This window comes from Desulfovibrio intestinalis (assembly GCF_014202345.1).
GTDB lineage: Bacteria > Desulfobacterota > Desulfovibrionia > Desulfovibrionales > Desulfovibrionaceae > Desulfovibrio > Desulfovibrio intestinalis.
This window is the reverse complement of sequence record NZ_JACHGO010000002.1, coordinates 1-25918: the sequence shown is the minus strand read 5'-3', so window position 1 is coordinate 25918 and position 25918 is coordinate 1. Positions and strand designations below refer to the sequence as shown.

26 protein-coding genes, 1 tRNA gene and 1 rRNA gene are annotated in these 25918 nt (G+C 51.8%); 10 read left to right on the top strand and 18 right to left on the bottom strand.

Going from position 1 to position 25918, the window contains the following annotated elements:
- Window position 1 precedes the first annotated feature (1 nt).
- The gene (sdhB, locus tag HNQ38_RS02945) at window positions 2–961 is read right to left on the bottom strand and encodes an 8-methylmenaquinol:fumarate reductase iron-sulfur subunit (RefSeq protein ID WP_183717933.1); all 960 of its coding nucleotides are present in this window, start codon (window positions 959–961) and stop codon (window positions 2–4) included.
- Window positions 961–2793 (bottom strand): 8-methylmenaquinol:fumarate reductase flavoprotein subunit, encoded by a 1833-nt coding sequence (gene sdhA, locus HNQ38_RS02940; protein WP_183717932.1) that lies wholly within the window; start codon window positions 2791–2793, stop codon window positions 961–963. Before sdhA ends, sdhB begins: the two co-directional genes overlap by 1 nt.
- A gap of 660 nt (window positions 2794–3453) precedes the next feature.
- Between sdhA and HNQ38_RS02935 the strand changes: the two genes are divergently transcribed.
- The 5 genes from HNQ38_RS02935 to HNQ38_RS02915 all read left to right on the top strand — a co-directional run bounded on the left by HNQ38_RS02935 (window position 3454) and on the right by HNQ38_RS02915 (window position 7698).
- Window positions 3454–4944 (top strand): sensor domain-containing diguanylate cyclase, encoded by a 1491-nt coding sequence (locus HNQ38_RS02935; RefSeq protein WP_183717931.1) that lies wholly within the window; start codon window positions 3454–3456, stop codon window positions 4942–4944.
- Between the two features lie 378 nt (window positions 4945–5322).
- Window positions 5323–5871 carry an N-acetyltransferase gene (locus tag HNQ38_RS02930; RefSeq protein ID WP_183717930.1) on the top strand — a complete coding sequence of 183 codons (549 nt, stop codon included), beginning with the start codon at window positions 5323–5325 and terminating at the stop codon, window positions 5869–5871.
- Between the two features lie 120 nt (window positions 5872–5991).
- Window positions 5992–7020, top strand: a complete 1029-nt coding sequence (gene argF, locus HNQ38_RS02925; RefSeq protein ID WP_183717929.1) for an ornithine carbamoyltransferase — start codon at window positions 5992–5994, stop codon at window positions 7018–7020.
- A 194-nt stretch (window positions 7021–7214) separates the two neighbouring features.
- Window positions 7215–7291 (top strand) — tRNA-Arg (locus HNQ38_RS02920).
- Window positions 7292–7419: 128 nt separating this feature from the next.
- The gene (locus HNQ38_RS02915) at window positions 7420–7698 is read left to right on the top strand and encodes a hypothetical protein (RefSeq protein WP_183717928.1); all 279 of its coding nucleotides are present in this window, start codon (window positions 7420–7422) and stop codon (window positions 7696–7698) included.
- 23 nt (window positions 7699–7721) lie between these two features.
- Here HNQ38_RS02915 and HNQ38_RS02910 read toward each other — a convergent pair whose 3' ends face one another.
- A complete protein-coding gene (locus tag HNQ38_RS02910; protein ID WP_183717927.1) occupies window positions 7722–8273 on the bottom strand; it encodes a recombinase family protein in 552 nt (183 codons plus the stop codon).
- 252 nt (window positions 8274–8525) lie between these two features.
- Between HNQ38_RS02910 and HNQ38_RS02905 the strand changes: the two genes are divergently transcribed.
- The 4 genes from HNQ38_RS02905 to HNQ38_RS02890 all read left to right on the top strand — a co-directional run bounded on the left by HNQ38_RS02905 (window position 8526) and on the right by HNQ38_RS02890 (window position 9844).
- The gene (locus HNQ38_RS02905; protein WP_183717926.1) at window positions 8526–8741 is read left to right on the top strand and encodes a helix-turn-helix domain-containing protein; all 216 of its coding nucleotides are present in this window, start codon (window positions 8526–8528) and stop codon (window positions 8739–8741) included.
- 73 nt (window positions 8742–8814) lie between these two features.
- Window positions 8815–9048 carry a hypothetical protein gene (locus HNQ38_RS02900; RefSeq protein WP_183717925.1) on the top strand — a complete coding sequence of 78 codons (234 nt, stop codon included), beginning with the start codon at window positions 8815–8817 and terminating at the stop codon, window positions 9046–9048.
- Complete coding sequence (locus HNQ38_RS02895; RefSeq protein WP_183717924.1) at window positions 9038–9367, top strand: hypothetical protein; 330 nt, start codon at window positions 9038–9040, stop codon at window positions 9365–9367. The genes HNQ38_RS02900 and HNQ38_RS02895 overlap by 11 nt, the downstream gene beginning before the upstream one ends.
- Window positions 9368–9487: 120 nt before the next feature.
- Window positions 9488–9844 (top strand): hypothetical protein, encoded by a 357-nt coding sequence (locus tag HNQ38_RS02890; RefSeq protein ID WP_183717923.1) that lies wholly within the window; start codon window positions 9488–9490, stop codon window positions 9842–9844.
- 12 nt (window positions 9845–9856) lie between these two features.
- Here the strand turns inward: HNQ38_RS02890 and HNQ38_RS02885 are convergent, their stop codons facing one another.
- The 12 genes from HNQ38_RS02885 to HNQ38_RS02830 all read right to left on the bottom strand — a co-directional run bounded on the left by HNQ38_RS02885 (window position 9857) and on the right by HNQ38_RS02830 (window position 21787).
- Window positions 9857–13990 carry an LPD38 domain-containing protein gene (locus HNQ38_RS02885; RefSeq protein ID WP_183717922.1) on the bottom strand — a complete coding sequence of 1378 codons (4134 nt, stop codon included), beginning with the start codon at window positions 13988–13990 and terminating at the stop codon, window positions 9857–9859.
- Entirely contained in the window at window positions 13987–15678 is a 1692-nt protein-coding gene (locus tag HNQ38_RS02880; RefSeq protein WP_183717921.1) for a hypothetical protein, read from the bottom strand. The genes HNQ38_RS02885 and HNQ38_RS02880 overlap by 4 nt, the downstream gene beginning before the upstream one ends.
- A complete protein-coding gene (locus HNQ38_RS02875; protein WP_183717920.1) occupies window positions 15675–15947 on the bottom strand; it encodes a hypothetical protein in 273 nt (90 codons plus the stop codon). The genes HNQ38_RS02880 and HNQ38_RS02875 overlap by 4 nt, the downstream gene beginning before the upstream one ends.
- A 308-nt stretch (window positions 15948–16255) precedes the next feature.
- Complete coding sequence (locus HNQ38_RS02870) at window positions 16256–16858, bottom strand: tyrosine-type recombinase/integrase (RefSeq protein WP_246387991.1); 603 nt, start codon at window positions 16856–16858, stop codon at window positions 16256–16258.
- Window positions 16859–16878: 20 nt separating this feature from the next.
- A complete protein-coding gene (locus tag HNQ38_RS02865; protein ID WP_183717918.1) occupies window positions 16879–17124 on the bottom strand; it encodes a helix-turn-helix domain-containing protein in 246 nt (81 codons plus the stop codon).
- Window positions 17121–17996 (bottom strand): helix-turn-helix domain-containing protein, encoded by an 876-nt coding sequence (locus HNQ38_RS02860; protein ID WP_183717917.1) that lies wholly within the window; start codon window positions 17994–17996, stop codon window positions 17121–17123. Before HNQ38_RS02860 ends, HNQ38_RS02865 begins: the two co-directional genes overlap by 4 nt.
- A 10-nt stretch (window positions 17997–18006) precedes the next feature.
- Window positions 18007–18228 (bottom strand): helix-turn-helix domain-containing protein, encoded by a 222-nt coding sequence (locus HNQ38_RS02855; RefSeq protein WP_183717916.1) that lies wholly within the window; start codon window positions 18226–18228, stop codon window positions 18007–18009.
- Between the two features lie 424 nt (window positions 18229–18652).
- Window positions 18653–18946 carry a helix-turn-helix domain-containing protein gene (locus HNQ38_RS02850; RefSeq protein ID WP_183717915.1) on the bottom strand — a complete coding sequence of 98 codons (294 nt, stop codon included), beginning with the start codon at window positions 18944–18946 and terminating at the stop codon, window positions 18653–18655.
- Between the two features lie 33 nt (window positions 18947–18979).
- A complete protein-coding gene (locus HNQ38_RS02845) occupies window positions 18980–19444 on the bottom strand; it encodes a type II toxin-antitoxin system RelE family toxin (protein ID WP_343060074.1) in 465 nt (154 codons plus the stop codon).
- A gap of 584 nt (window positions 19445–20028) precedes the next feature.
- The gene (locus HNQ38_RS02840; RefSeq protein ID WP_221277792.1) at window positions 20029–20388 is read right to left on the bottom strand and encodes a helix-turn-helix domain-containing protein; all 360 of its coding nucleotides are present in this window, start codon (window positions 20386–20388) and stop codon (window positions 20029–20031) included.
- Entirely contained in the window at window positions 20357–20635 is a 279-nt protein-coding gene (locus tag HNQ38_RS02835; protein ID WP_183717914.1) for a cytotoxic translational repressor of toxin-antitoxin stability system, read from the bottom strand. Before HNQ38_RS02835 ends, HNQ38_RS02840 begins: the two co-directional genes overlap by 32 nt.
- A gap of 45 nt (window positions 20636–20680) precedes the next feature.
- Window positions 20681–21787 carry a tyrosine-type recombinase/integrase gene (locus tag HNQ38_RS02830; protein ID WP_246387965.1) on the bottom strand — a complete coding sequence of 369 codons (1107 nt, stop codon included), beginning with the start codon at window positions 21785–21787 and terminating at the stop codon, window positions 20681–20683.
- A gap of 785 nt (window positions 21788–22572) precedes the next feature.
- On the opposite strand from HNQ38_RS02830, the gene HNQ38_RS02825 reads away from it, so the two are divergent.
- Window positions 22573–22983: an acyl-CoA thioesterase gene (locus HNQ38_RS02825; RefSeq protein WP_183717912.1), complete on the top strand. Its 411-nt coding sequence runs from the start codon at window positions 22573–22575 to the stop codon at window positions 22981–22983.
- A 345-nt stretch (window positions 22984–23328) separates the two neighbouring features.
- Here HNQ38_RS02825 and HNQ38_RS02820 read toward each other — a convergent pair whose 3' ends face one another.
- The 3 genes from HNQ38_RS02820 to rrf form a co-directional block, all read right to left on the bottom strand.
- Complete coding sequence (locus HNQ38_RS02820; protein ID WP_183717911.1) at window positions 23329–23535, bottom strand: tautomerase family protein; 207 nt, start codon at window positions 23533–23535, stop codon at window positions 23329–23331.
- Between the two features lie 73 nt (window positions 23536–23608).
- Window positions 23609–24907, bottom strand: a complete 1299-nt coding sequence (locus HNQ38_RS02815) for an aminotransferase-like domain-containing protein (protein ID WP_343060073.1) — start codon at window positions 24905–24907, stop codon at window positions 23609–23611.
- Window positions 24908–25793: 886 nt separating this feature from the next.
- Window positions 25794–25908: ribosomal RNA gene (gene rrf / locus HNQ38_RS02810) — 5S ribosomal RNA — on the bottom strand.
- Between the last annotated feature and the right edge of the window lie 10 nt (window positions 25909–25918).

Below are 25918 nucleotides of genomic sequence, written 5' to 3'. Positions count from 1 at the left end.
GCTACTCCTTCGCAGCGGCGTGGGCCGCCTCAATCATCTTCACAAGAGCATCGTGCCCTTCAATGGTCTCGCCACCAAAGACTTCCAGGGGATCCATCTTGCCCTGACGCAGCAGGGTAATGGCCATGCCCGTACGGGCCAGGGTGCTGACGCCCTCGGTGCGCAACGCAAGCCGCACTTCGTTAAGCCGGCCAGAATCTTCCACCAGGTCTGTATAAAAGGCCTTGGCGTGGGCAGGTCCAACGCCGTCGGTCAGCCCCTTGGACATGACCAGGGCGCGCATGGCCGCGATGTCGTCAGCAGAGCTGATGCCCTTGGGGCAGCGGTTGGCGCATTCCTGACAGTGCACGCAGTTCCACAAACCGCCAGACACAGCGGGCTTGCCGTGAACCAGCGGATCCTTGGTGCGTGAGTCGTTGGCCACACGCCAGGCGTGGGTATACACAAAGGGTTCCATATAGTCCCGGTTGTCAGCCGTGAGCTTGTTGCACTCCGACGCGCAGCAACCACAGATGATGCAGTCCCACTGCTTCTTGATGCGGTCAAATTCCGCTTGCGTCTGGCGGCAGCCTTCCTTCTCGGAGAATTCGGATTTGGCCACCATGCCGGGATGGATCTTGCGCAGATTTTCCACCGCGGGCTCCCAGTCTACCACCAGGTCGGAGATGACCTTGAAGTTGGCCAGAGGCGATATGCGGAAGGTGTCTGAGCCATAGGTTTTGACAAGATCGTCCATCTTGGTGTCGCAGGCCAGAATCGCATGCCCGTTGACCCTCACGCCGCACGCGCCGCAGATGGCGCAACGGCAGGAGGCCGTGAAGTTCAACGTGGGGTCCTGAGTCTGCTTGATGAACAGCAGGGTATTGAGCACGGTCTTGCCCGCCATATCCTCGGGGGCAAGCGTGTAGCTCTGCTCGTAGTGTTTTTTACCGTCAAAGCGGTCAATAATTAGAGTAGCCATTAGTATTTCCGCTCCTCAGGCTTGAATTTGGTGATCTCCACATCTTTCCAGCCCATGTGCAGCTTGCCACCCTCGTCCATACTGACCATGCTGTGCTTGAGGAAGTTGGCATCGTCACGCTTCGGAAAGTCCTCGCGCGTGTGAGCGCCGCGGGATTCCTTGCGTTCCGTGGCGGCAAGGCAGGCAGCCTGGGCCAGTTGCAGCATATTCCCCAGTTCAACGTATTCCGTGAACGCCGTGTTGTAGACGGGGCTGGCGTTGGGCACGCGCAGGGCGTCATACCGTGAGCGCATTTCGGCCAGAGTGTCGTTCAGGGTTGCCAGTTTGGCCTGGGTGCGGAAAATACCCATATTATCCCAAAGCTGTGCGCCCATTTCTTCGCGGAGGGCGTACATCTGCTTGGCGTCTCCACCGCTGGTTACTTCCTTGAAACGGCTCTGCCACTGATCGGACAGATCGGCCAGGCGCTTGCCGGAACTCTGATCCGCCTGACTGGCATAGGCCGCAGCCCCATCCCCTGCGATTTTTCCGGTAACTACGGCATCAGCCAGGGAGTTTCCGCCCAGCCGGTTAGCGCCGTGAATGGATACGCAGGAAGCTTCGCCTGCGCTGAACAAGCCGGGCATGGGCGTGGACATGTCGTCAAACTTGCTCACGGCGATGCCGCCCATAGAATAATGGGCCGTGGGGCGGATAATCATGGGCTTATCCACCAGATCTATGTTTTCAAACAGCTTTCCGACGTGACGTATCTGCGGAAGATCGTTAACGATCTTGTTTCTGCCAAGATGCACGAGATCCAGCAGCACGTACGATTCCAGCCCCTGGCCGTACCCACGTCCTTCGCGGATTTCAGTTTCAATGGCGCGGGCTACAATGTCACGGGGGGCCAGTTCCATCTTGGCCGCCGCGTAATTTTTCATGAAGCGCTCGCCCTTGTTGTTGAGCAGGTAGCCGCCCTCGCCGCGCGCGGCCTCGGTAATGAGTACGCCGCCGTGTACCACGCCCGTGGGGTGGAACTGGATCATTTCCGGGTCTTTAAAGGGCACGCCCGCACGCAAAGCTGCGGCCACGCCGTCGCCAGTGGCAATATAGGGAGTGGACGTACGGTTCCAGAAAATGCGGGTATAACCGCCCGTTGCCAGCACCACTGCCTTGGCACGAACGGGAGCGATTTCGCCAGTACGGATGTTGCGCAGCACCGCGCCTTCGCAACGGCCATTATCAACGCCCAGGTCCAGCAGCTCGTGGTCCATAAGGAATTTGACGCCACGGGTCAGGGCTTCGTCCAGGCATACATGGGCCACAATATGCCCTGTTTTGTCAGCTGAATAGTTACATCGCACCTTGGAGGCACCGCCGAAAGGACGCGCCTTTACCTTTCCGTCTTCTGTGCGCGAGAAAGGCATGCCCAGATAATCCAGCTCCAGAATGGTGGGGCCAGCCTGTTCGCAGAACTTGAGGGTAGCGTCCTGATCCACAAGATAGTCGCCGCCCTTGACAGTATCATAGCAGTGCAATTCGTAAGAATCGCCCTTGCTGAAATCTGTGACGCCATTAATGCCGCCTTCGGCCATACAGGTGGCATTGCGCGAAGGCATGCACTTGCTGACCACCACCACATTGAGCTTGGGATTTTTTTTCAGGGCAGCCACGGCAGCACGAAGACCTGCGCCGCCTGACCCTATTATAAGAACATCGCATGTGGCCATGGGGCCAACACCAGTAACTGCCGCCAAGGCCTTGTCGAGGCCGCTGGCACTCACCGTCAGCGCGCTGATGGTGATACAGGCCGATTGCAGAAATTTTCTGCGGGTAAACTGTTGTGTCATAAAGTATTCCTCAGTGGTAAATGGAATGTCGCCGACATTTTCGCCAGTTTTTGCTCTGAAAAAAACAACGATGAACAACCGGTACATCCGAGTATTGAGTCACTGTTTGCACAACCAAACAGTTTTTTCTCGTTCTTCTTGAGCATTACGCGCAGTCTTACTAAGAGTAAACAACCCTAATAACATCCTGAAAATGAAAAGAATTTCGGGTGGATCAAAAAACCGCCGCGACTGTAATTCAGGCATTTTTATCAATCTCGCACGCAACACTCTGAAATAAATTAACTATAAACTATATTATAATTGCCGCTTTAAGGACACACCGCTGCAACATTTTATTTTTTCTTCAAACTTTTCTCTATCACTCTGAAATAGTATATAAAAAAACTTAAATATTTTACCAATCATCAAATTCATTAAAAAAAGACAAGTCATCAGTTGTATGTTTATTACTACTGCAACCATAGTAATATGGCTCCATCAATATGACTATGTAGCGATTCGTTCTTTACCGCATTGAGCATGATTTGAGCTTAGTATCATCAGGAAAAATGTACTGGTAGGTAATTCGGGCAAGTAAGCAGGCCAAATTTGGCTTTACTGCTTGCCAAATAATAGATTAAGGTATTTAATAAATATATATTTCTGTTGAGGGGCGGCATGTACAGAAGCAAGCGGCAAATAAAACGCATCTATGCGATTGCCTTTCTGGTGGGCGGGCTTTTTCTGGTCTGCAGCCTGATGCTTCTGCGCTATGCCACGGGGCAGGTTGAACAGGTCAGTATCGTTCATCTTTACGAAACAACCACGCAACTGCGCGTCCTTTTACAACGCCAGCTGACGCAGAACTTTCAAACTCTCAACAGTTTGGCCATCACTGTCGGCTACATGCCGCAGCAAAAAACCCTTCCTCTGCTCAAGGAAATCAACAGTAACAGCGATTTCATACGCATAGGCATCGCCAATTCTTCTGGCAAGGCAGAGGTGGCAGACGCACACGGAACTGTCTATCACGATGTTGATTTATCCAGTGAAAACTTTTTCCGTAGAGCCCTCGCCGGACACCCCGCCCTCTCTCCGCCGCGCAGAAATCCTCGCGGGCCAGGCAGGGTAATCTACTGCGCGGTACCAGTTGAGCAGGACAGTAAGATCAATGAAGTGCTGTTTGGGGTAACCAAGGCTGAGGTTTTTCTTAATATTCTTGAAACGCCACTCTTCAATGCAACAGGATTTGCGGCCTTGATCGACGCGCAGGGACGCATTGTATTGTCTCCCGAGCTCAGCCCTGTTGATGGCCTGGGCAGTGTCTTTAATCTTGGGCATATAGGTGAAGCTGATCGCCGCAATGCTCTGGACGGCATGGCTCATGGCCGCAGAAGCTACTTTTTGTACGAGAACGGCAAAAAACAGTATCTGGCGGCATTTGATCCCATTCAGAGCAACGACTGGTTCCTTTTCTGCGCGGTTCCCCTTGATGCGCTGGGGCTGGTCTCCCCCCTGCTGTTGTATGGCGGGGGCGTTGTCACCATTCTGGCTTTGCTCTGCTTTATCTTTTTGACATGGCGCGTATACCGCCTAACGGAATGGCGCGACCGGCAACTGCAAAAACTGGCGTTTGTGGATCCCGTAACAGGGGGCATCAACAGCCACCGTTTGCGCCTGGAAGCAACGGCCCTATTGCATGAACACCCGAATATGGTTTTCGCCATATGGTTGGCCGACATCAAAAATTTCAAATTTTATAATAAAATGCTCGGGGTTGAAGCAGGCGATAGAGAACTACGCCGCATTGCGCGCGTGCTGGAAAAAGAAGGACAAGGGCCGCTTGCCCGGTGCTGTCACATTTCAGGTGACACCTTTGCAGGAATTCTACCGTTCGCAGGCCGCGAAAGTATAATCGCCATGTGTGCCCGTGCCGCCAGCGATGTGGAAAATGGCGCATATCAATCATCGCATATTTTCCCCCTTCGCTTGCATATTGGCATCTACACGACCGACACGGTTGAAGACGAAGAAATACCCTTTATGGAAATGATAAACAGGGCCAGCATCGCCCTGCTTGTTGCCAAAACACAGGATGAGAGCGCCTTTCACTTCTATACTGATGAAATTTGCGACCATGCCCTGCGCCTCTGCACCAAAGCAAACTAGGATTGCCCGCTTAGCCCCAGGCAAGCACGCGTTGTGGAAAAGCACGTTCCAGCATAGCCGGGCTATTTGCCGCCCCAAAATTCTGACACAATGCTGGAGCAGTAGTTTTTTCAAACAATAAAGCGTAACCGCTCCCCTTCCAGCTACGGCCCGAAATTCCCGCCACCAGCCCAATCATCCTGCCGGACTCTAAAAAAGTGGGCAGCGCCATATAGACGTAAATGTATCTTGCGCCCCAAGGCCAATGGTGCTATTGGGAATCTTTGTTTTAAAATTTGCCATATACGGTTTACTGTTCCCAGGCTGTGCCTGCCGTCGAGTTTTTCGCAGGCTGGCGCCCTTTTTATTCCTCTCCCCCCTGCAACAGAGGCAAAAGAAATGCCCATCGCCATTCCGCGCTCTGGCGCTGATGATAGACCCATTGTTCCTGATGTCTGCATAAGCGACCTTTCACAACTGGTCATCCGCTCCGCTACTGTGGCGGATGTGCACGGCATGTCGGCGCTTATCAACCAGTATGCTTCGTCCAATGTCATGCTGGCTCGTGGCCCCCAGTACCTGTATCAGCACATACAGGACTACATGGTTGCCACGGCTCCTGCTGTGGATGGCGGTCAAGACGTCATCGTGGCCTGTGGAGCCGTTCACGTTCTGTGGGCAGACCTTGGCGAAATCCGCTCTGTGGCTGTTCACCCGTCCTGTCAGGGACAGGGGTTCGGCAGACGGCTTGTATCGATGCTTGTTGAGCGCTGCCGCAGCCTCGCGTTGCCAAGGGTTTTTGTCTTTACTCTTGTGCCAGACTTTTTTGCCAAATGCGGTTTCACTGAATTTGACAGAGATGACATGCCTGCAAGCGTATGGGTTGAATGCAGCAAGTGCCCAAAATTCTACTGCTGTGACGAAATTGCCATGCTTCTACATTTGTAACGGTTCGCGCGCCTGAAATGGCGTGCGCCGTCATCAGCGACGGACCAACCGGCACGGATTGGTCAGCCAGGTATTTCTTTGGCCGACCAGCCCTCACTTCATCTAAAGGCGGAACAGCGCATGAACAGACTGCAACACAGAGACTTTCTGAAGGAAACCGACTTCACGCCGGAAGATCTCACCTATTTGCTGGACTTGGCGGCCAACCTCAAGCAGGCCAAAAAAGTGCGCCGCGAACCGAAATTTTTGCGGGACAGAAATATTGTCATTCTGTTTGAAAAGGATTCCACCAGAACCCGCTGTTCCTTTGAAGTGGCCGCTTACGACCAGGGCGCAAATATAACCTATCTTGGCCCCTCAGGGTCTCAGATGGGCAAAAAAGAATCGCTGGCCGACACCGCCCGCGTGCTTTCCCGCTTTTATGACGGCATTGAGTACCGGGGTTTCGGTCAGGAACGGGTTGAAGCTCTGGCTGAGCACTCCTCTGTGCCTGTGTGGAATGGCCTGACCAACGAATGGCACCCCACACAGCTTTTGGCCGACATGCTGACCATGCGCGAATGCTGCCCCAAGCCGCTGAATCGTCAAACGATGGCCTACCTTGGCGATGCCCGCTACAATATGGGCAACTCGCTTATGGTCGGTTCTGCCCTGCTTGGTCTGGATTTTCGCTCTGTCGCTCCCAAGGCGCTGTGGACCTCTGATGAGGTGTATGAAGTGGCCTGCCAGATCGCCAGCAAAACAGGAGCGCGCATCAGCCGCACCGAAAGCGTGGAAGACGGCGTTCGCGGCTGTGACTTTTTGTCTACTGACGTATGGGTTTCAATGGGTGAGCCCGATGACGTTTGGAAAGAGCGCATAGAACTGCTCACCCCTTATCGCATCACAGAAGAAACCATGCGCCAGACAGGCAATGACGACTGCAAATTTTTGCATTGCCTGCCAAGCTTTCACAACCGCAGCACGGCGATGGGCGAAGAAATCTTCCAGCGCTTCGGCATTGACTGCATGGAAGTGAACGACGACGTCTTTGAATCGCCGCGCAATATGGCCTTTGAAGAAGCGGAAAACCGCCTGCACACCATCAAGGCCGTCATGGTTGCAACACTGGCCGACGAGCCGCTTGTTTTTGAAGAAAACATTGCTTAGGGAACGTGCAACGTTGTCAAATGCAGTGTACCCGGAAAGAACTTAAAGCTTGCTCAACCGCAAAAGAATACTGGCTGGCAAACAGACCCTGGTAGCCAGGCATGGCTGACGAAGACTTAAAGATTGACGAGAGATAGCGCTATCTCTATAGTGGTGCGCCACAGCGTTGGACGCCAATTGGCGTAACCACCTACGCGCCCGTAGCTCAGTTGGATAGAGCAGGAGCCTTCTAAGCTCTTGGTCAGGGGTTCGATTCCTCTCGGGCGCGCCAAAAAATTCAAGCTCTTACAGCAGAAATGCAGTAAGAGCTTTCTTCTTTCCCAACACCATTCCCAACACACTAGCAATTTAATTTATTTTAATATAATCATAAGCAAACATATAATAAGTGAGGAAAAAATGAATTATTTAATATCCATGGCCGAAACAGCTTTAAGTAAAAATGCAACAAAGACTATGAAATTCGATAATGGTCCATTGATTAGCGTAACAACATTCGGTGACGAAAATTCAGCTAATATCAGTGCAAATGGAGGGGTGAAGTATAGCACCTCGGGAGCAAATAATCTGGTATCGAAAATCAAAGAAGTTCTTTCTGCCTGCCAGAAGCTTGACGATTTTGATTTTGAATACTCTGACAACGATGTAGAGTGGCTGCTCTCACTATTTGAAGACTAAGTCACCGCTATATTTTCAACACACTATCGCTCAAGGGAAGAGTAAAGAGTTTGCCGGGAGACTCCAAGCTCTCGCGCAACTTGGGCTACCTTTGCGCCAGCATTGATCTGTACGCGAGCTTCTTCCACCTGGGCGGGGCTTAAAGCTGCCTTGCGCCCCTTGTATTTTCCTTCCTTCTTGGCCAGTGCGATGCCTTCGCGTTGGCGTTCCCGAATCATTGCCCGTTCAAATTCAGCCACGCTGCCAATGATCTGCAACTGAAGACGCTGAAAGGGGCTATCCTCTCCGGTAAAAATCAGCCCTTCCTTATGGAATTGCACCGTCACTGCCCGACTGGTCAAATCAGAGATCAGCGTAAGTAGATCCTGAAGATTACGAGCCAGCCGATCAATGCTGTGAACATGCAGAGTGTCACCATCCCGCACATATTCAAGGCAAGCCGTCAGTTGGGGACGCTGCCTGCTCTTGCCGCTGGCTTTGTCTGTAAACACCTTGTCCAGGGCAATGCCATCCAACTGGCGGCCAGTGTTTTGGTCTAAAGTGCTGACGCGGATATAGCCAATATTTTTACTCATAGAAATTCCCTCCATAGTGTCTAATTGAAATTTAAGATTCTAATTTGATTATGTCAATAAAATAAATTTATAACTCTAAATAGACACCTTTTGCTTAATGTGGAATTGTCCAGTTAGCCTGTACCCCATTTGGACATTGGGACCATTTACTCTAAAAACAAAGATAAATGCCAATTTAGTACCTATAAAATACCTTTGACATGTTAATTTAATATCTATATTTTGGTAAAAATATTTTGGAGGCAACCTAAATTGGTTGAAAAAGCAAGCTGGCCAATCATTGGCATGACTTTGGAAGAAGCCGCAGATGCATTACGGGTTGATCGCAAAACAATTTTTAAAGCAATACAGGATGGTGGCTTGCCTGCCCGAAAAGTGGGAGTTGGCTGGCGGATTGATCCTGATGCCGTCAGAACATGGATTGCGACTGGCAACGCAGTGCAGGCCAAGGAAAGTAATGAAGAATAAAAACAGCCCGGCATGAAAGGTGTGATCTTTCATGCCGGGCCTAACCCTCAACCTAAGAAGGAGATTGAAGGCTATGGATAACCTACTAACACCACTTGATTATGACAAGCTTGAAGACTTGTCCACCCTGGCGGAATCCATTGAAGATCTTGTGATAGGGCTACGTGAAAAGATGATGGGAGCTGATGGTTTTTCTGCGCAAGATTACCATGCGATATTTGGAGGGCTTGCCTTGATTGCCCATGCCGCGCATACAATCCATAGGGGAATTGATAAACGCCTTCCCGAGGTGCCTTATGGCAACTGAAAAAACGTCTCTCCCCCAAAAAACAGCACAAGTCGAAGCAAGCGTACCGGACGGTCTTGAAAAACGCAATTTTCTACCATTTGAAGAGTTGTGTACTGTCCATGAACAACTTGGAACTACCCATCTTTCAGTTGCGGGTGCTTTTTGGCGCTTACAGCTTATTGAAGCATTTGTGCTACAGGAAGGAGAAAAGCATATTGGCGAACCAATTCAGATTCACGCCATTGCGTTGTGCCTTAAAGACATTTTGAATATTCTTGAACCTGAAGTAGATAATCTTGAGAAATTGCACATGGATACACTTCCTTACAGGGGTTAAAGAAGCCCCTGTGGGATGAAAAGGAAGAACAGGAAAAAGATTGACTCAAAGGGCCGGGAAAATTCCCGGCCCTTGTCATTGATGCTTGCCTTACGGCGATATGCTTTTTAGACTTGAAGAATGCGAAAGCTCCCATTCTGCTTTCTTCTTGCCGCAATACTTTATTTTGCGGCCCCAATATCATGTGCGATTGGCGATGAACCTAACGCTCGCGTAAAAGCTCTGGTGGTAGATGACGCCCGGCGAAAGCTTGCCGGTGAGGTTGTTGACTACAGAACTGGTGTTTACAGCATGCTACATGAGGGCGGTTTTTCCGACTCGGAAACGCGAGAATACATACGCCCAATTCTGGAAGAGTACGGATTTTCCGAGGCCTCTATTGTGAAATACTTTAATCTGTTTGACCCTCACTATCATGGCGGTGAGCGAGAGAGGCTGGAAGAGCGCCGCAAGATGGTTGAAACCCTGCTGAACTAACATCTTTCGCCTCTACCTATCTTCCTTCGCCGCCCGTGCTTTCAACTGCTCTATCATTGGCTGAAGATTGTCGTAGACCTCATTGCCATAGCGCGCCACAGTGATAGCCTTGAAGTACAGGGCATCAATGAACTGGCGCTTTTCGTCGGCGGTCATCTGCCCTTCTGGCACATTGTTTATATCTCTGATGGTTCTGGAAAGAACACTCAAGGCCTGGTTTGTACCTTCCAGAGCTGAATAGACATGGTAGGGCATCAGGTTGGCCACGTCCTGATATTTGTATTCCTTCTGCAAACCGTTGATGGTCTTTAGATAGGCACTGGCCTCTTGCCAACGCTCGCGGAACTTGGCGATGGATTCTGCCCCCATGCTTGGGTGTCTGGCTACAAAGGCCCGCACGAAAGGAATTTCGGCCAGGGTGGGAGTGGGCTTCACGGGGTCAGGCAGGGCACCGAACTTGCGCAAGGCAAAGTCCACACCTTGCAGCACATAAACGCCGCTACCGCCTGTATAGTTACGAATGGTGTTTTCCGCTGCGGCTGGGCTGAAGGTTTTCAACTGATCCATGCCCGGCAAGGTGCCCACAAAACGGGAAAGAGCTTTGGCCAGTTCAGTGGTGTTTTCCGTATACTGGTATTCTGGCAGCATGCCTTCACGCGAAGCAGGAATTATGGGCCTGTCGAATGCGAAGGACTTGCCAGACCAGCCCTCTACAATGGGCACCAGCGCCGTGGGAAGCACAGGCGGCTTCACAATATCCGTCATGGTGGCCCCCAGGCCGCGAAAGGCGTCGCTCTTTTCCTGCCCGTTCATCTGGTCTAAAGCCCATTCCGTAATGCGCTCTGGAATGGAACCAAAGATGATACCCAACTCAAAGGGCTTGGGGATGCGCCACACCACATCACCCACAGGCAGCAGCCAGAAAAGGTCGTGCTGCCAACGCGGTATTTCCTTGATGCGCTCATCACCGTGATTGGCAATGGCCAGAAGAACAGACGGCAGGGTAATGGCGCTCACGGCGCGCACGGTAGACCTGACGGGGTGTTCCACAAATACGCGGGCCATTTTATCCAAACCCTGAACACGGGCATTGGTGAAGGCGATAAGAGCGTTGGCGGCGCGCATGCGGGCACCAATGCGGGCAAAGTCCATACTCACTTCACGCGAGGCAAGAGCCGCTTTGGTCAGTGCGTCTGTGCCACTGCCAAGGGCTTTCTCAGCCCTGTAAAACTCGCCCAGGCGGGAAGCCTGTTCGGAAAGCTCGGAAACAATGCGAAAAAGCTCAATGGGATTTTTGACCATGTTCCAGGTTTTGTTGAGCGCGCCAGTTCTGGTCAGGTCGTCAAGGGAGCGGCGCACTGTTGTGCGGTCTGCACCCAGCATGGTGGCCTGATCTCCGCCTGAACGCTTCCAGCGCCAATACAGATCATCACGCTTTATGGCATGGAACAGGCCGCGCGGAACATCCACCCAAGGCTTGAAGCCGTATTCAGACTGCACAAAGGCCGACATGCCATCACGCATACTGTTGCGCGCGATGAACTCGGGCGTGAGTGTGGCACCAGCGCGCAACACCCTGGCGGGGAAGGCCAGTATTTTTGTGACCGTGCCCAGGGCTTCACCGTCAAGGCCGTTCATGATCTTGGCCAGTTCCGGTTCTACCTGATACACTTCACGCTTGCCGTCACGCATGACGGAAATTTCTGTTTTCTTGTCGATGCGATAGTCTGGCCGGAATACGCTTACATCAAGTTCGCCACGCTCAACGGCTTCAGCAAAGGCTCGGGCCGCTTCGGGGTCAGTATCCTTCAAGGTGCGCATGACTTCTTCACCAGAAACACGGGTGCCCTGCATTTTCGCTGGCAGTTTTTCCACAAGGCCGCCTGCACCTTCGGTGGTTCTGGCAAGGTCAGCCAGCGCCATGCACACCTTATTCTTTTCCGCCGCTTCAATCATGGCATAGGTATTTTTGAGTATGCTTTCCAGCGGGTCGATGATCTCACGCCCGCTGCCCTTGATTTTGCGGATGGCTTCACGCGGGGAAAAGCCTTTACTGCCTGTGCTTTGCCCGGTGGATGCCATATCGCCCATGAATAGGTAAAACGGCACATAGCTTTTGTTGGCTGCGCGCATGGCCGCCTGAGTTTCTTTGCCAAGCATACCGGAGGCTGCGTAGTAATTCAGCACATGGTCTTGATAGGCGTAGAGATCCTGGGCGGTTTTTTCGTATGCTGCTTCCAGCTTGCTGACGGTTTTTTCCATAGCATTTTTGCGGATGCCTGACAGGACGCCGCGCGCGTCAAGCTCAAGGCCACGCTTTGCCACCAGATAGGCCCGCAGCTCGTCCAGATTCTTGACGGGTTCAAGGATGGCCTTCAAGGGCTTGCCAATGCTTTCGCCAGTATGGAAATCAAAGGGGCTTCGCTCAAGAAAATGCGTGGCCCTGCCCGCTGCGCCCCGATATGTGCGGGCCAGAAGATAAGGATCAAGAGCGGCGGGAAGTTCTCTGCCGCTGGCCATTTGGTCAACAGCCTTTTTCAGCGGGTGCAGATCATCAATAAATGTAGTGTACGCCTGCCGCCAGGTTTGACGAAGTGAGCCTGTTGTCTCTGATTCTACCGCGTTGATTTGCGACAAAACTTCATTAACGGCGGGCTGTTCATTCCAGCGGCGTACACCAGTGCGAGCATTTTGCAGGGACTGCAATAAAGCCGGATTGCCGTTTTCAAGATGCCCTTCAAAGTAGTCATAAAAGCGAGGGGCTTTTTCCCGAGCGCCCTGCGGATCGACCACATAGCGGGCAATGAATTCCGCAAAGCCTTCGGGCAAGGGAGACTGCCCCTTGCGCGGAGTGGTGGCAATGGGTGCCAGCTCATCGGCAAAGGCCAGCAGGGGTTTTTCATCCAGTGTGCCAAAAATCTTCTTTTGCAGGTGGTGCCCGGCCTCATGCACGATAGTGGAAATATCGTTGGCGATGCGAACGCGGGAGACTTCTTCCCAGGGTTTATAGATACCGTCTGCATTCTTGAGGTGCGGCCCCAGACGGCCCACGCGGAAGGGAACGCCCAGGTCGGTTGCCAGTTGGTCAATGACGGTGGATAGTCTGAAGGTTTCAATGGCAATATCTGCGGCGGGCGCGGCATCTCTGGCCAGGGGCATGGCCGCGTTAGAACCTTCAGCCGCTCGTATAGCATCATTGGGATTGCCGCCTGTTTCCCTGACGTCTCGGGGTATGCCGCCCTGGCGGCTTTCAACTGCGTAACCTTCTAACAATTCGCGGTTAAGGGAAAGCAAGTCCTGCCGCACTGCGTCATTGGTGCGGGCTTCTTCCAGAATCTGCATGGGGTCTTTGCCGGTTCTGGCGTATATATCGCGCAACTTGGGCACAAGCTTTCCGCCAGCGTCCACAACCTTGCCACCAGCTGCACCCGCCCCTTTGAGCCCGGCCACAAGAATGGCGGCATCAACAAATTCATGAGGCTCTGGCAGACGGCCTTCAAGCCCTGCGGCTACGGTGGGCATGGTGGCCACTTCAGCCGTGACGGTGGCCGCCCCCGTAGTTACGGCTCCGGCACCAGCAGCCTGTGCCCCAATGCCAGCCAGTTTGCCCATGCCGCCCGTAGCGCCGCCAATGACGCCGCCCTTGCCCGCTTCGGCAAGCACGGTACCCATGCGCTGGGTGAATTGTTCCGCGTTTTGCACTTCGCCATTTTTTATGTGTTCCATATAAATGGCACGGGTGCCTTCTGTGATGGCCATAGCCGAAGCCGGAACCGTTACCGGGGCAGAAGGGCCGCCCAGAAGCCCCAAGGCTGCGCCTATAGCCATAGTTGGCATGTCGCCTGCCAGGGTGCCCACCTGAAGGCCCACGCGCTGCATGGTAGAGAGTTGTGAAAGCTGGGGTTGTGAAAGGTTGTCTGGCAGCTTTTCACGCGCTGCAAGTCCCGTTACCGAGCCTTGGAAGCCATGAACGACTGAACCCCACAGGGTGGCAGGATCATATTTTTTGAAATAGCCGTTGATTTCCTGATCGGAAAAGCCGCCCTCAACCAGCATGGGGCGCATGGCATTACGGATTTCCTGATCATTGTAGCCCTGACCGCGCATTTCAAGGTACAGATCCTGATTTGTGTTGGCCTGGCTCATTGGGCAACCCCCTTTGTGCGCCGACTTACATAGTCATCGGCGCTTTCAATGGGGCGCTTGTCAGTGCGGCCGACATTGAGAACGCGGTCAAGATTGTTCAGTTCATCGTCAACAGAAACGGCGTTGCTGCTCATGATGGACATGGGCAAATCGCTGCTGAACAGTTTTTCCACAGCTTCCGGCCCGCCTTTTTTGTATGCCTCGGTTATGGCGCGCTGTAGCTGATTGCGCGCCCTGTCTTCTTTAATGGCGGCTTCGGGCGTTCCTGCGGCGAACTGAGGCCGGGCAAAGGCGTTGCCAACAAGGGCATCGCCGCGCTTGAGGTAGTCTTTGAGAGGGCCGTCCATATCCTTGCGCATGCCTTTGAGCATGGCCACATCGCCCACACTGGCCTTACCCTGTGCCAGCATGACATCAATGGGGGCATCGGAATCAACTTCGCCACCAATAATCAGGCGGGCCATATCGTTGACGGCTGCGGCATCGCGTGTTTTGCCTATGGTGCCGTCTTCGAGCTTGCGGCCCATTTCAAGCTTGGTCAGGGCGTCCAGATTGGAGTTTTGCAAATCTTGATAGGCCTTGGCCGGATCAGGCGGAATATTCTTGTTGGGGTCGCCTGTGAGTGTGGCGTAAATGCCGTTTACAGCATCAGTGGTATAGGTATCGCGCCGTTCTTTCTCGACCTGTTTATTGAAACTCCATTGCGTCTGAAGCATGCTGCGCACACCCAAGGCCGCCTTGGCGTCAAGGCCATACTTGGCCTGCCCTTCAGGAGTGGAGATTTCTGCAATGCCCTGTAGTGGGTCGGCGGCGAAGCTGCTGACAAAGCGCATTTCCTGTTCAGCCCGCGCACGGGCCTGAAGTTCGCGGCCTTTGGCAGTTATGCGGACTTCCAATGCGCTGCGACTGCCGCCCATGTACTCACCGTAACGGCCAAGCAGTTCATGCGCCGCGCCCAGGTTGTCACCATCAAGCTGGCTATCAACCATTTTACTGAAAACTTTCTCTGCCTGTGTATTGAGTTTGGCCTGTGTGATTTCATCAGACCAGCCATTACGATCACGCAGGGCACGATAGCGGCCCTTTATATTTTCAAGCCCGTTTTTAACAGTCGTAGTGTTCAGCGGATCGGAAAGCATAGCATAGGCATCCAGCGCAATGGTGCCCTCATCTTGCTGATTCAGATAGGTGCGCTCTTCACCCGTATGCTTTTCAATGCCCCACGCCGTGAGGTTGGCAAGGTGAAGCTCCGCTGCCTGGTCAAACAGATCACGAGCCATGCCCCCCAGGTCTTTGGTAAGGCGGGCGCGGGCATCTTGCTGCCATTTGGCAATACTGGCTTGAACGCCATTTTGGGGGTCAATGGCGTCTTTTCCCGTTATTCCGGCAAGGCGGGCCTTTATGTCCATTTCTTCAGCGCGAAGCTGGTTGAAGGCTTCACGGGCTCTGCCTGTCTGGTAGTCGGTGTGGAGGTCATACCCTGCCTTGGCTACCTGTTGCATGCCACGGCCCAGCATTTCAAGCTGGCGGCCCTGCTGGTCTGCACCTTGGGCTACGATCTGGCCAGCGCTGTCTGACAGGCGGGCGGAAACACCAGCGCCGGGGGTGGCGGGAAGTTGTTGAGGATTGTATTGCGGCATGTTGGAGCCGGGTTGATTAACAGGGACGCGAAAGGAAGTTCTGTTCATCGCTTGTCCTCGATTTTCCACGGGTAATATTCACTCTTTCTGGCGCTCTCCAAACCTTCCTGATAGGCGGCCATTGCCGCGCCGTCATCCCAGGAGAGCATTTCCAGCGAGTGATTCTGGCTTGCCGCGTCGCCTTCATTCTTTGGCACAAGAGGGACTGTGAGAGCAGGCGGAGCGGTTGGGGTATTGGAAATGCTGTCATCATCAAGCAAAAGGGTTTGCAGTTCATTGAGCAGGGTCAGCATTTTTATTCTCTTTTCGGGGGACATAATGAATCTCCGTAGGCGTTAAAAAGTGTGGCTAAAAAAGTTTTCCACAGGCATGTTGATAAGTGCCGTTTTAAAAAGGAAATAGACTGCATGAACGTCGGGTGTTGGGTTCTGGGGATTCTATATGGCGCTGTGTGCCCGCGTGGCGGGTTTGTGTTCGTGCAGCGCGTATCTGCTCACCTCAATTTCTTTTTTTGCATGTATGTTTTCAAAAAAATTCGGACGGTTAGATTAACTTTTTCCTGATCTTCTAGGTGCATTTCTTTTTCAAAAGGAAACGTTTTGTCCTGTGGAAAAGTCAGGCAGATTTAGGGCAGGGCATAGCTGTGTACAGCCTCCATGACGCGCATATTTTTGAGAGCCTCGTCATGGTCTATTGGTAGGTATTTCTCCGTGTTTTTTAAATCAGCATGGCCCAAAGCTCTGGCAACCTCGCGCATGGGGTCAAGGCGTTCCCCGGCCTGCATTCTCTCTACCGCAGCTAAAAAAATTTCTGTGGCGAAAGTCTTGCGCCAACAGTGCGTACCGAGAGTTCCTAAATCCCGGCGAAGTCCGGCCTTTTTAGCTACCTCTTGAAAGACCTTCCACGCTTCTGCGAGCTGAATCGGTCTATCACCAGCCTGACTGCGAAAAAGATATTGATCCTGATCAAAGTAGCCATTTTGAGAGAGCCAATCCAACTGACGGCGAATAGCGGCCCGAGTCTGGGCGGGCAGCAGAATTGTGCGTCCTTGAGCCGCCTGCTTCATTTTGCCCCGTTGCACCTGAAGTGCCTGAACCACCTGACGATTTTGGAGAACGTCAGAAACTTTCACGGACAAGGCTTCGTGGATGCGGAGACCTGTTGTCAGGCAAAGCAGGTGCAAGCACTGGTTCCGCAGTTTGTGGCGGCCTGTGAAGGCGTGGTACATGCTGGCGCACTCCTCAATGGTCAAATTTCTGCATGGGGGCACGGCGGGTTCTCCTCTTTTTCGAGATGCTCTGGCTGGCTCGTGGCGTACTCTTCAAGCCATTGGGGATGGATGCGCCAGAGGGGCCGGATTGTGGAGCTGGAAACATTGCTGGCCTTCAATCTTCCAGACGCTATGAGACGGCGAACCGTCGCAGGGGAAATCAGAAGAATTTCAGCTACGTCGCGCAGCGTCAGCCACCCTTGAGTGAAAGGAACTTCGGTCATGACGAAAGCCTGCCTTCTGAGGTTGCGTTAAGGAGCGCATTACGGGCGGCTACTTCTGCTTCTGCTACGGCCCACTCTGCCTCCTCCATTCGCTCAAAAAAGTCTTTGCCTGAAGTTGCCCCTTGTGCCTGGAGTTTCAAAGACGACTTGATACCAAGCCTGTGCCTATCTTCTGCAAGTTTTTGGAAAACCCATTTGCGCATGGCCAGATTATGAGACTTGTACGGATCTTTACCCGTGCGCGCGCCGAGGTGCAGGTCGAGAAAGTTAATTGCAGCCTTGGCTTCCTGTTCGCCATAGTCTTGCACAAGGCGCTCATATTCTTCTGCGGTGAGCAGGACATTGCCAAAGTCGCCGTAAGGCTGCTTGGTTTCGCTGGCCGGATTTTGAGGCTTTGCCTTTTTGCTGCTCTTGCCTGACTGAGCAGACGCAGATGTGTGCGGTGGAGTGTAGCGCGCTTGTGCGCTCTCTCCCCCTTGGTTGGTTCTTGTAAGATTCTCTTTTAGATTCTGGGTGCAGCATTTGCGGGGGTGGGGTGCAGAATCTGCGGGGGTTCCCGCAGCATTTGCGGGGGGCAATTTTTGCGGGGGTGCAGAATCTGCGGGGGTTGATTCTCTGCGTTGGACACCGATAAGATAGTACACGGTTGCTCTGCCTGTTCGCAGATCACGCCTGATAAGTCCGCTCTTTTCAAGGTCGCAAACTGCCTGCTGCACAGTGCGCTCTGAAAGAGACGTGTCGAGGCAAAGCCGCCTGACTGATGGCCAGCACCGGAAGTCTTCACCTGCCCGGTCAGCCATTGAAAGTAGGACGATCTTTTGTGATGAGGGCACGCGCTGTTTCCATGCCCATATTGTTGCTTCTGTACTCATGGCCGCCCTCTCAAGTTCTGTCCGGCTGCACTTGGCAAGCGTCCAGATAATCTTGCAAATCTGAAAGCCGGTATCGAATCTTGCGGCCAACTTTCAGAAAGGTGGGGGGCTGTCGCATGTACCGCCTATGTTGCAACGTTTTGGCGGTCAGTCCTATAATTGCGGCGGCTTCGCGCTCATCCATCGTGATCAGTTTGGGGTCTTGCTGCACATGGGAAATCGGGTGGTTCATAGTGCCTCCAAGGGTTTAAAAGAGTCCAGCCAAAGTGGGAAAAACATAGCATGGGTTTTTAACAGCATTCTACAAAACATCGTCGTTCCACACCTCCACGGGATTAGATGCGCTTCTACGGTTTTGAATGGCATCTTTTTCGCTTGACAACATTTTTTAAAAACTCTGTTTTTCGATTTCTAACTACGTACTGACCGCAAACGGCACACCAAATCTGAACACAACAGCATTGAGCGGTGTAATTGCGGACAAGATAGCACAGAGAAAAACATATTGACAATTACTTTAACTTTAAATTTAACTGCGCATTTAAATGCGCACGTAAATGAAAATAGCTAATATTGTAATTACAAAGAAAAAAGCCCTCTCAGAGAATTGAGATGGCTTTCAAAATACAAGTAAGACTTGTTATGTAGTGTTGCGACTATACAGTCAGCAGACGGCGGGGATCAACGTTCAGGGCATCGGCCAGCAGGCGGGCGTTCTTTTTGCCGATGGGGCGCTTGCCGTTTTCCATAGCAGACAAATGCGGCACGGTTATTTCTGTCTTTTCGGAAAACTGCCTCTGCGTGAGGTTTTCCCGATAGCGTGCGCCACGCAGGTATACGCCGGGAATATCTTCATCACTCACGGTGCTAAAAGCTTCACGCCAAGGGATAGACTCGTTTTCTTCTCGCAGCCCGTAACTGTGCATGGCGCTCAAAACTTTCTCAACCATGCCATGCGGCACGGCAAAAGAAAGGATTTTGGATCAGTATGGGGCGCGTTCGTGCGTTCCAACATATGTCACCTCGATAAGTTTCATGCTGCCTGCGCTTTCTTCCCATACGGCAACGTATGTGGGGTGGCCTTTCTTCAAATGGCAGTGATGGGTTCTTGCGTCCAGCTTACCATAATTTGGCCAATCACCGCGCACTGGTCCACCAAGCTCAATGTCCAGCATAAGCGCGAACAGCGTTTCCAATACAGTTTTGGGGAGGCGCGCAAGCTGCTTCTGCGCCTTGCGCGTAACATTGACTGTCCAAGCCACTTCAACTCTCCCTTGAAGGTTTGTTCCAAATTGCAGGGCATTCTCCACGATAGGCTTTGTGGCCAGGTTGCCTTCACTAATCTGCATAAAAATTACCTCCATGTTTTGACAAAATGCTATCACGACCTTTTGAAATTCTTGAGGGGCGTGCGCAATAAGTGGGGTTATTCCGGCAAAACGTAACATGCTTTTTTCAAACTATCTGCTTAGACACGTCTAAAGGGGGCCTAGAAGCGTCTAAGCCTACTTGACAGGCTTTTTTCCCTCCTTTCGACCTTCCATTTTAAACCTGCCGTCATCTTCACCGTCTTCGCCATTTTTCATTCAAAACATCGCATGGCGTTTTTCCCGTGTGCAACTCAGAACAGCTCAGAGCAGCTAGGAACAGCTAAATAGGGGGTTGACGTATTTTGCACTTCGCGCCTTTTCGCGCATGCTGCTCGGGGACACTTACAAGTTCTCCAAAGGCTAACATGGGTTTTTGAGGATTTTGTAAGGCTGCCGGAATAACCCCGCTTATTTCGGCAATAACCCCAGTTGACATACTTTGAGCCTTGTGCATTTACCTTGCACTGCTCTCCATTTACTCCCATTACACGACCTATAATGAAGTTCCGTACCCTTCTGTCACTAACTAGTAATTTTAATGCTTTTTCAGTTGGATAGATGAAGTTCTATTTGTCACGCATGGATAGAACGCAAAAAACCCTCCCGACGAATCGAGAGGGCTTCAAAATGGCCTGTACGACCTATTTACATGAGATGCAGGGCTACACGTCCAGCAGGCGACGGGGATCAATGTTCAGGGCATCGGCCAGCAGGCGGGCGTTCTTCTTGCCGATGGGGCGCTTGCCGTTTTCCATAGCAGACAAATGCGGCACGGTTATTCCTGTCATTTCAGAAAGCTGCCTCTGCGTGAGGTTTTCCCGATAGCGTGCGCCGCGCAGATATCTGCCGGGAATATCTTCATCACTCACGGTTCTAAAAGCTTCACGCCAGGGGATAGACTCGTTTTCTTCTCGCAGCCCGTAACTGTGCATGGCGCTCAAAACTTTCTCAACCATGTCATGCGGCACGGCAAAAGAAAGGATTTTGGTATCAGTATGGGGCGCGTTCGTGCGTTCCAACATATGTCACCTCGATAAGTTTCATGCTGCCTGCGCTTTCTTCCCATACGGCAACGTATGTGGGGTGGCCTTTCTTCAAATGGCAGTGATGGGTTCTTGCGTCCAGCTTACCATAATTGGGCCAATCGCCGCGCACTGGTCCACCAAGCTCAATGTCCAGCATAAGCGCGAACAGCATTTCCAATACAGTTTTGGGGAGGCGCGCAAGCTGCTTCTGCGCCTTGCGCGTAACATTGACTGTCCAACCCACTTCAACTCTCCCTTGAATGTATAGTTGCCATTTTTTGGCAACCTGTCAAGACCGTTCCTTTCCTGTCACGCCTATATCCATGCAGGCATCAATGACGCTGGCGGCCTTGCGCAAAGCCTCATCCCGCAAATGGCTATACCGCTGCGTCATGGCCGGGCTATCGTGCGTAAGCAGCTTTTGAAGGCTATACAGGTCAACGTGGCCGCTGCTTATAAGCATGCTGGCGTAGGCATGACGCAGACCGTGCAGCGGGCGAAAGTCTTTGGGTAGCCCGGCCTTGTCGCGCACCCTGCGGGCCATACGCCGAAAGTCTTGCCGTTGGCCTCCATCTTTACCGGGAAATACAAAAGGGCTTGCCGTGCGCCCTACTGCTTCAAGAATGGTCCGTGCGGCGGTGGTCATAGGGATGAATTCCGTCTTACCCTTTTTGGCAGACGCGCCTTGCAGGGTAATGAGGCCGCGCTCAAAGTCGCAATCTGTCCAGCGTAAAGCCAACAGTGCCCCACGGCGCATTCCCGTCACCAGTGCCAGCCGCAACAAGCCTGCGGCATCCTGATCCGGCTCATCGTCAAGGGCATTAAGATAGGCCGCAAGCTGCTCATCGGTCAGATTTTCCGTGCATTCATTATCCACCTTGGGCATCTCAAAATGTAAACTGCCCGGCATGGGACACAAGCCGCGTTTTACGCCAAACCGGATGATGCGGCGGATCTGGCCAAGAGCATGCTTTGTGGTTTGAGCAGAAAGGCCTTTTCGCGTCATATCGGCGCGCAGGTTGTCCATATCCAGCGTGGTAAGTTCCTCAACCACCTTGGATGCAAAGCGCTGCTCAAGGTGATTGTGGTAGCGCGATATATCGCCTTTCAAGGACGGCTTGCCAGCGTTCACTTCTTGATAGAGCAACCAAAGCCGGGCAAAAGTCAGAGGGCCGTCGCCGGTTAGCTTGGCGGCTTCAGACTCTGCCCTGCGCTCTGTATTGGCCTTTTCTGCGCCAGATGCCCGTAAGCCCCGAATGCGGTTCGCTTTGGCGGCGCTCATTCCTTCGGATTCTCGCCCTACGGGTTCTTCAATGAGTTTGCCCGCCCGCCCCTCACCTGCTCGACGGTAGATGATATAATACTGGCGCTCTTCGCCCAATCCATCTAATCTCATTTGGAGACGGAAAAATACGCCAGGATATTTTGTTTTTGCTCTTTTCTGAACGGCCATTTTTCACCTTTACGCGCGGGGTTACGGGTGCTTTTCTTCCCAACACCATTCCCAACACGCAAGGCCAAAATAGAAGGTAAAAGAAGGTACGTCAATAAGACTTCTTCTGAAAAAATCCTTTTAAAATAGTATAATATAGAACTAGCCAGTAAACGCCAGGAGATTGCGCTAGGAGCCTTCTAAGCTCTTGGTCAGGGGTTCGATTCCTCTCGGGCGCGCCATATATAAATCAGGATGTTACATGTTAAAACATGTGGCATCCTTTTTTATTTCCCCTTGCTATTTTTGCTTTTGTCATCCACTTGTCACCCACTTGCCTCTCTCTACCACAAAGCAGAGCCGGGGGCCGCGTAATGCTGCCCTCAACTCCCACCAGCTACTAGCTTTTCTTGAGGCCAAGTTGCCCTTTTCACGGCACTCGGGCTTTGCCGTGCCTGCTGACTCTATCCATCCCATGCTTAAACCCCGTCAGCGCGACATTGTGCGTTGGGCGCTGCACGGTGGACGCCGTGCAATCTTTGCAGCCTTTGGCCTTGGAAAGTCATTCATGCAACTTGAGTGTATCCGGCAGCTGTTTATTTTTTAACCTTTACTGAAAAATGGACAAGATAAGTGATTGCATAGACCATCTTCAGACATGAAACGGATGAGGAATACAGCAAGGCTTTTCCTTTAGCGCCTTCAGGCGTATCGTGTGTAAAACAATACGCATACGTAGAGAGGGTTGAATGGCTGGTTTTGAGCAAAAGATACATATTTCCGAGCATGACATCGACAGACAGGGGCGCGTCAATAATGTTTGCTACGTCCTGTGGATGCAGGACATAGCCACTGCGCACACGGCTTCCAAGGGATGGGACGTGGCCCGCTACGAGGCCTTGGGGCAAGGGTGGGTTGTGCGGCAGCATTCTGTCACATACAAGCGCCCGGCATTGCTTGGCGATGTTATCTCCGCGACCACATGGATAGCCACCTTCGCGTCCCGACAGTGCATGCGTCGGTATCTTTTTGTTCGTGAATCAGACAATGCGGTGCTGGTGGAGGCTGAAACGCAATGGGTTTACATCGATATTACCAGTGGAAAACCAGTTAGAGTACCAGAAGCCCTTATTGCAGCTTTCACGGATCATGATGAATAAAAAAGGTGAGGAGCCCACAGCAAGGCATCAATAAGTGTTTTTGCTGTGCTGCCTGCGGCGGCAAGCGTGCTTTGCAGTCGTTCAACTTTGTGCAAGCTTGAAAAGCCACCTCAACAAAATAAAAAGCCAAGACCCACAGACTTAGCGCTGTACGTCTTGGCTTTTTGTAATTTATAGAATCTGCTTAGCTTTTATAACAAAGAGTTATCAAAGCTATTTTCCCGCAAAGCAGATTTATTTGATGCACAGCAGCGTACGTTTTCAGGCTGCTCTGCCCCTACAGCTCCCAATTACAGCGGGAATGGTGGCATAGAAAATGACAAGGCTGGCAAAAAAAGCGTAAAGCTATCCCATCTTCCGGCGTTCTGTAATGCTTTGCCCGCCTACCCCCCAATTATCCGTATCTACCTCTTCAATAATTACTACAGTGGTTGCAGGATTTTTATTAAGCACACGAACCAGCAGTTCTGTTGCCCCTTTAATCAATTCTGCCTTCTGTTCCGCAGTAGGCGCTTCTTTACCACCAGTGAGCTTGATATTTACAAACGGCATGTGATCTCCTTCGCTTTGCGTGTCTTTATCGGTGCGCAGTCAGAAAATTTACCGAAAGCACGTTACCCGCATGTTAGACCGTTTTTAAATGTCTGTTCAATACATCAGCCATAATGGCAATGCCTTCTTCTATACGACCTTCTTCCATGTTGGAAAAATTCAGGCGCAGGGTATTTTCGTGCCCGCCGTTGGGGAAAAAAGGTCCGCCTGGCACAAAAGCAACTTTACGCGCCACACAATCATCAAGAATATGTCTGGCATTCAATGAGTCTGGCAAGGTCACCCAAGCAAAAAGGCCACCCTCTGGCCGAGTATGCTGAACCCCCTGAGGAAAATGACGATCCAGAGCGGAAAGCAAAACGTCACGCCGGGTTTTGTATACACCAAGAATAGTTTTGATGTGCTCATCAATATCATGCTGTTCAAGATAGGCGGCAATTACGGCTTGAACAAAAGTATTGCTTTGCAGATCAACGCCCTGCTTAACGAGAACGTATTTTCGCACAATTTCTTTATCGCCTGCTACCCAGCCGATTCTGAAACCAGGACAAAGAATTTTTGAGAATGATCCAAAAGAGATAACCCAACCTTCCTTATCAAAAGACTGCACGGAAGGAAGGTATTTGCCCTCAAAGCGCAATTCACCATAGGGGTTATCCTCAAAAATCATGACACGGTGTTGGGCGGCCAATTTTGCCAGCCGCTCACGCCGTTCAAGACTCATTGTCCGTCCGGTTGGATTTTGGAAGTTGGGGATCACATAGATGCCCTTGACTCGATCAGTAGTTTTCAAAAGTCGGTCAAGGTCATCCATATTCATGCCCTCTTCATCAGTGGGCACCTCCACAAAATTACAACCGTAAGCTCTGAAAGCTGTAATGGCGGCAAGATACGTTGGGCTTTCGCACAAAACAACATCACCTTCATCTATGAAGACCTTACCGCTGAGGTCCAACCCTTGTTGGGAACCATTGGTAATCAAAATATTGTCTTCATCAAGCACCGTGCCGAGGGTGGTATTCATTCTGGCTGCGATCCACTGACGCAAAGATACATACCCTTCGGTGGTGGCATACTGCAACGCCCGTTGCCCATCGTTTGCCAATACCGAAGCACACATATTGCTGATAGCCTCAATGGGAAAAAGCTCAGGTGCTGGCAAGCCTCCGGCAAAGGATATTACGCTGGGCTGTTGGGTGACCTTCAAAATTTCGCGTATTTCTGAGGCCTTTAAATTTACAACTCTCTGAGCATAGGCATTGTTCATTTGTGCACCTTCGGCATTGAAATAGATAGTTTCTTGAGCACAAAGGCCATCATTATTGCTTAAGTGGGCAAAAGCAAGTGAAATAAATGATAATTCGCAGAACACAGATCATTTGTAGCTGTATTTTAGGACTCAGTTTAAACCATTACTATGGGCATACAGAAAGATGAAACTCTTACTCAAAGGATTTGGTACGCTTTAAGGCCTGCTGTTTCTTGAGGAAGGAGATAACGCCTCCACCCGCAGCCAAACCCATGATGGCATTGCGCGGCGCTTTGGGATATCGCCGAGCGCGGCAGGAAATTCCCGCAGCAAAGGGCACGCAGCCCTCGCTAGAGTATTGGAAAGTTTTTCGAGGTGTTCCGGGGGAGTGCAGAGGGGGCCTCGGAGGGGCGCAGCCCCTAACAGTCCCCTTCTGCCGCCCACTGCGCAGGCGGCCCAAATGAGAAGTTACCTTAGCTAGTAAGTAGAAGAACCTCTTCGCTAGGCCAGGCTTGCCTTTTGAAGTAGATTCAACTCGTATAAGCGGAGTGATCGAAGAGTGTTGCCCCCAAATATAGCAGGGCTGATCAAGAACAGGGATCCGTGCAACCCACTAGGGAAATCGGGCGAGCTTTGCATCCACATAGAAAGAGCCTCAATCGTCTATAGCTAGTTACAGGACCGCTAGAGGCTGTGTTGGAAGGGATATTGTGGAGACACAACGAAGAATATCATCGCGAGGAATAGAGGGGGAGGAGTTTTGCGGAGGATGATGTTGAATGAAGGAGCGGAGGTTTGTACTGGATCAAGAACAGCAAAAAGCCCTTCGCGCTTTAGCAGCGAAGGGCTTTTTAAAAGATGTTGGCAGCGGCCTACTTTCCCACATGACGTTGCCTTAGCCGTAGGCGACGCAGGAGCCGTACGGATAAGGACAGCAGAACGAAGAAATAGCTTTGGCGTAAAATAACAAAGCTCCCCGCGCAAAAATGCGGCGGGGAGCTTTAAAAGATGTTGGCAGCGGCCTACTTTCCCACATGACGTTATGCAGTATCATCGGCGATGGAGAGCTTAACTTCCAAGTTCGGAATGGGATTGGGTGTACCCTCTCCTCCATGGCTACCAACAAAGTTGTCA

Coding starts and splice junctions, on each gene's coding strand:
- sdhB (WP_183717933.1), bottom strand. CDS start 961: ATGGCTACTCTAATTATTGACCGCTTTGACGGTAAAAAACACTACGAG.
- sdhA (WP_183717932.1), bottom strand. CDS start 2,793: ATGACACAACAGTTTACCCGCAGAAAATTTCTGCAATCGGCCTGTATC.
- HNQ38_RS02935 (WP_183717931.1), top strand. CDS start 3,454: ATGTACAGAAGCAAGCGGCAAATAAAACGCATCTATGCGATTGCCTTT.
- HNQ38_RS02930 (WP_183717930.1), top strand. CDS start 5,323: ATGCCCATCGCCATTCCGCGCTCTGGCGCTGATGATAGACCCATTGTT.
- argF (WP_183717929.1), top strand. CDS start 5,992: ATGAACAGACTGCAACACAGAGACTTTCTGAAGGAAACCGACTTCACG.
- HNQ38_RS02915 (WP_183717928.1), top strand. CDS start 7,420: ATGAATTATTTAATATCCATGGCCGAAACAGCTTTAAGTAAAAATGCA.
- HNQ38_RS02910 (WP_183717927.1), bottom strand. CDS start 8,273: ATGAGTAAAAATATTGGCTATATCCGCGTCAGCACTTTAGACCAAAAC.
- HNQ38_RS02900 (WP_183717925.1), top strand. CDS start 8,815: ATGGATAACCTACTAACACCACTTGATTATGACAAGCTTGAAGACTTG.
- HNQ38_RS02895 (WP_183717924.1), top strand. CDS start 9,038: ATGGCAACTGAAAAAACGTCTCTCCCCCAAAAAACAGCACAAGTCGAA.
- HNQ38_RS02890 (WP_183717923.1), top strand. CDS start 9,488: ATGCGAAAGCTCCCATTCTGCTTTCTTCTTGCCGCAATACTTTATTTT.
- HNQ38_RS02885 (WP_183717922.1), bottom strand. CDS start 13,990: ATGAGCCAGGCCAACACAAATCAGGATCTGTACCTTGAAATGCGCGGT.
- HNQ38_RS02880 (WP_183717921.1), bottom strand. CDS start 15,678: ATGAACAGAACTTCCTTTCGCGTCCCTGTTAATCAACCCGGCTCCAAC.
- HNQ38_RS02875 (WP_183717920.1), bottom strand. CDS start 15,947: ATGTCCCCCGAAAAGAGAATAAAAATGCTGACCCTGCTCAATGAACTG.
- HNQ38_RS02870 (WP_246387991.1), bottom strand. CDS start 16,858: ATGTACCACGCCTTCACAGGCCGCCACAAACTGCGGAACCAGTGCTTG.
- HNQ38_RS02865 (WP_183717918.1), bottom strand. CDS start 17,124: ATGACCGAAGTTCCTTTCACTCAAGGGTGGCTGACGCTGCGCGACGTA.
- HNQ38_RS02860 (WP_183717917.1), bottom strand. CDS start 17,996: ATGAGTACAGAAGCAACAATATGGGCATGGAAACAGCGCGTGCCCTCA.
- HNQ38_RS02855 (WP_183717916.1), bottom strand. CDS start 18,228: ATGAACCACCCGATTTCCCATGTGCAGCAAGACCCCAAACTGATCACG.
- HNQ38_RS02850 (WP_183717915.1), bottom strand. CDS start 18,946: ATGGTTGAGAAAGTTTTGAGCGCCATGCACAGTTACGGGCTGCGAGAA.
- HNQ38_RS02845 (WP_343060074.1), bottom strand. CDS start 19,444: ATGTTACGTTTTGCCGGAATAACCCCACTTATTGCGCACGCCCCTCAA.
- HNQ38_RS02840 (WP_221277792.1), bottom strand. CDS start 20,388: ATGTTGGAACGCACGAACGCGCCCCATACTGATACCAAAATCCTTTCT.
- HNQ38_RS02830 (WP_246387965.1), bottom strand. CDS start 21,787: ATGAGATTAGATGGATTGGGCGAAGAGCGCCAGTATTATATCATCTAC.
- HNQ38_RS02825 (WP_183717912.1), top strand. CDS start 22,573: ATGGCTGGTTTTGAGCAAAAGATACATATTTCCGAGCATGACATCGAC.
- HNQ38_RS02820 (WP_183717911.1), bottom strand. CDS start 23,535: ATGCCGTTTGTAAATATCAAGCTCACTGGTGGTAAAGAAGCGCCTACT.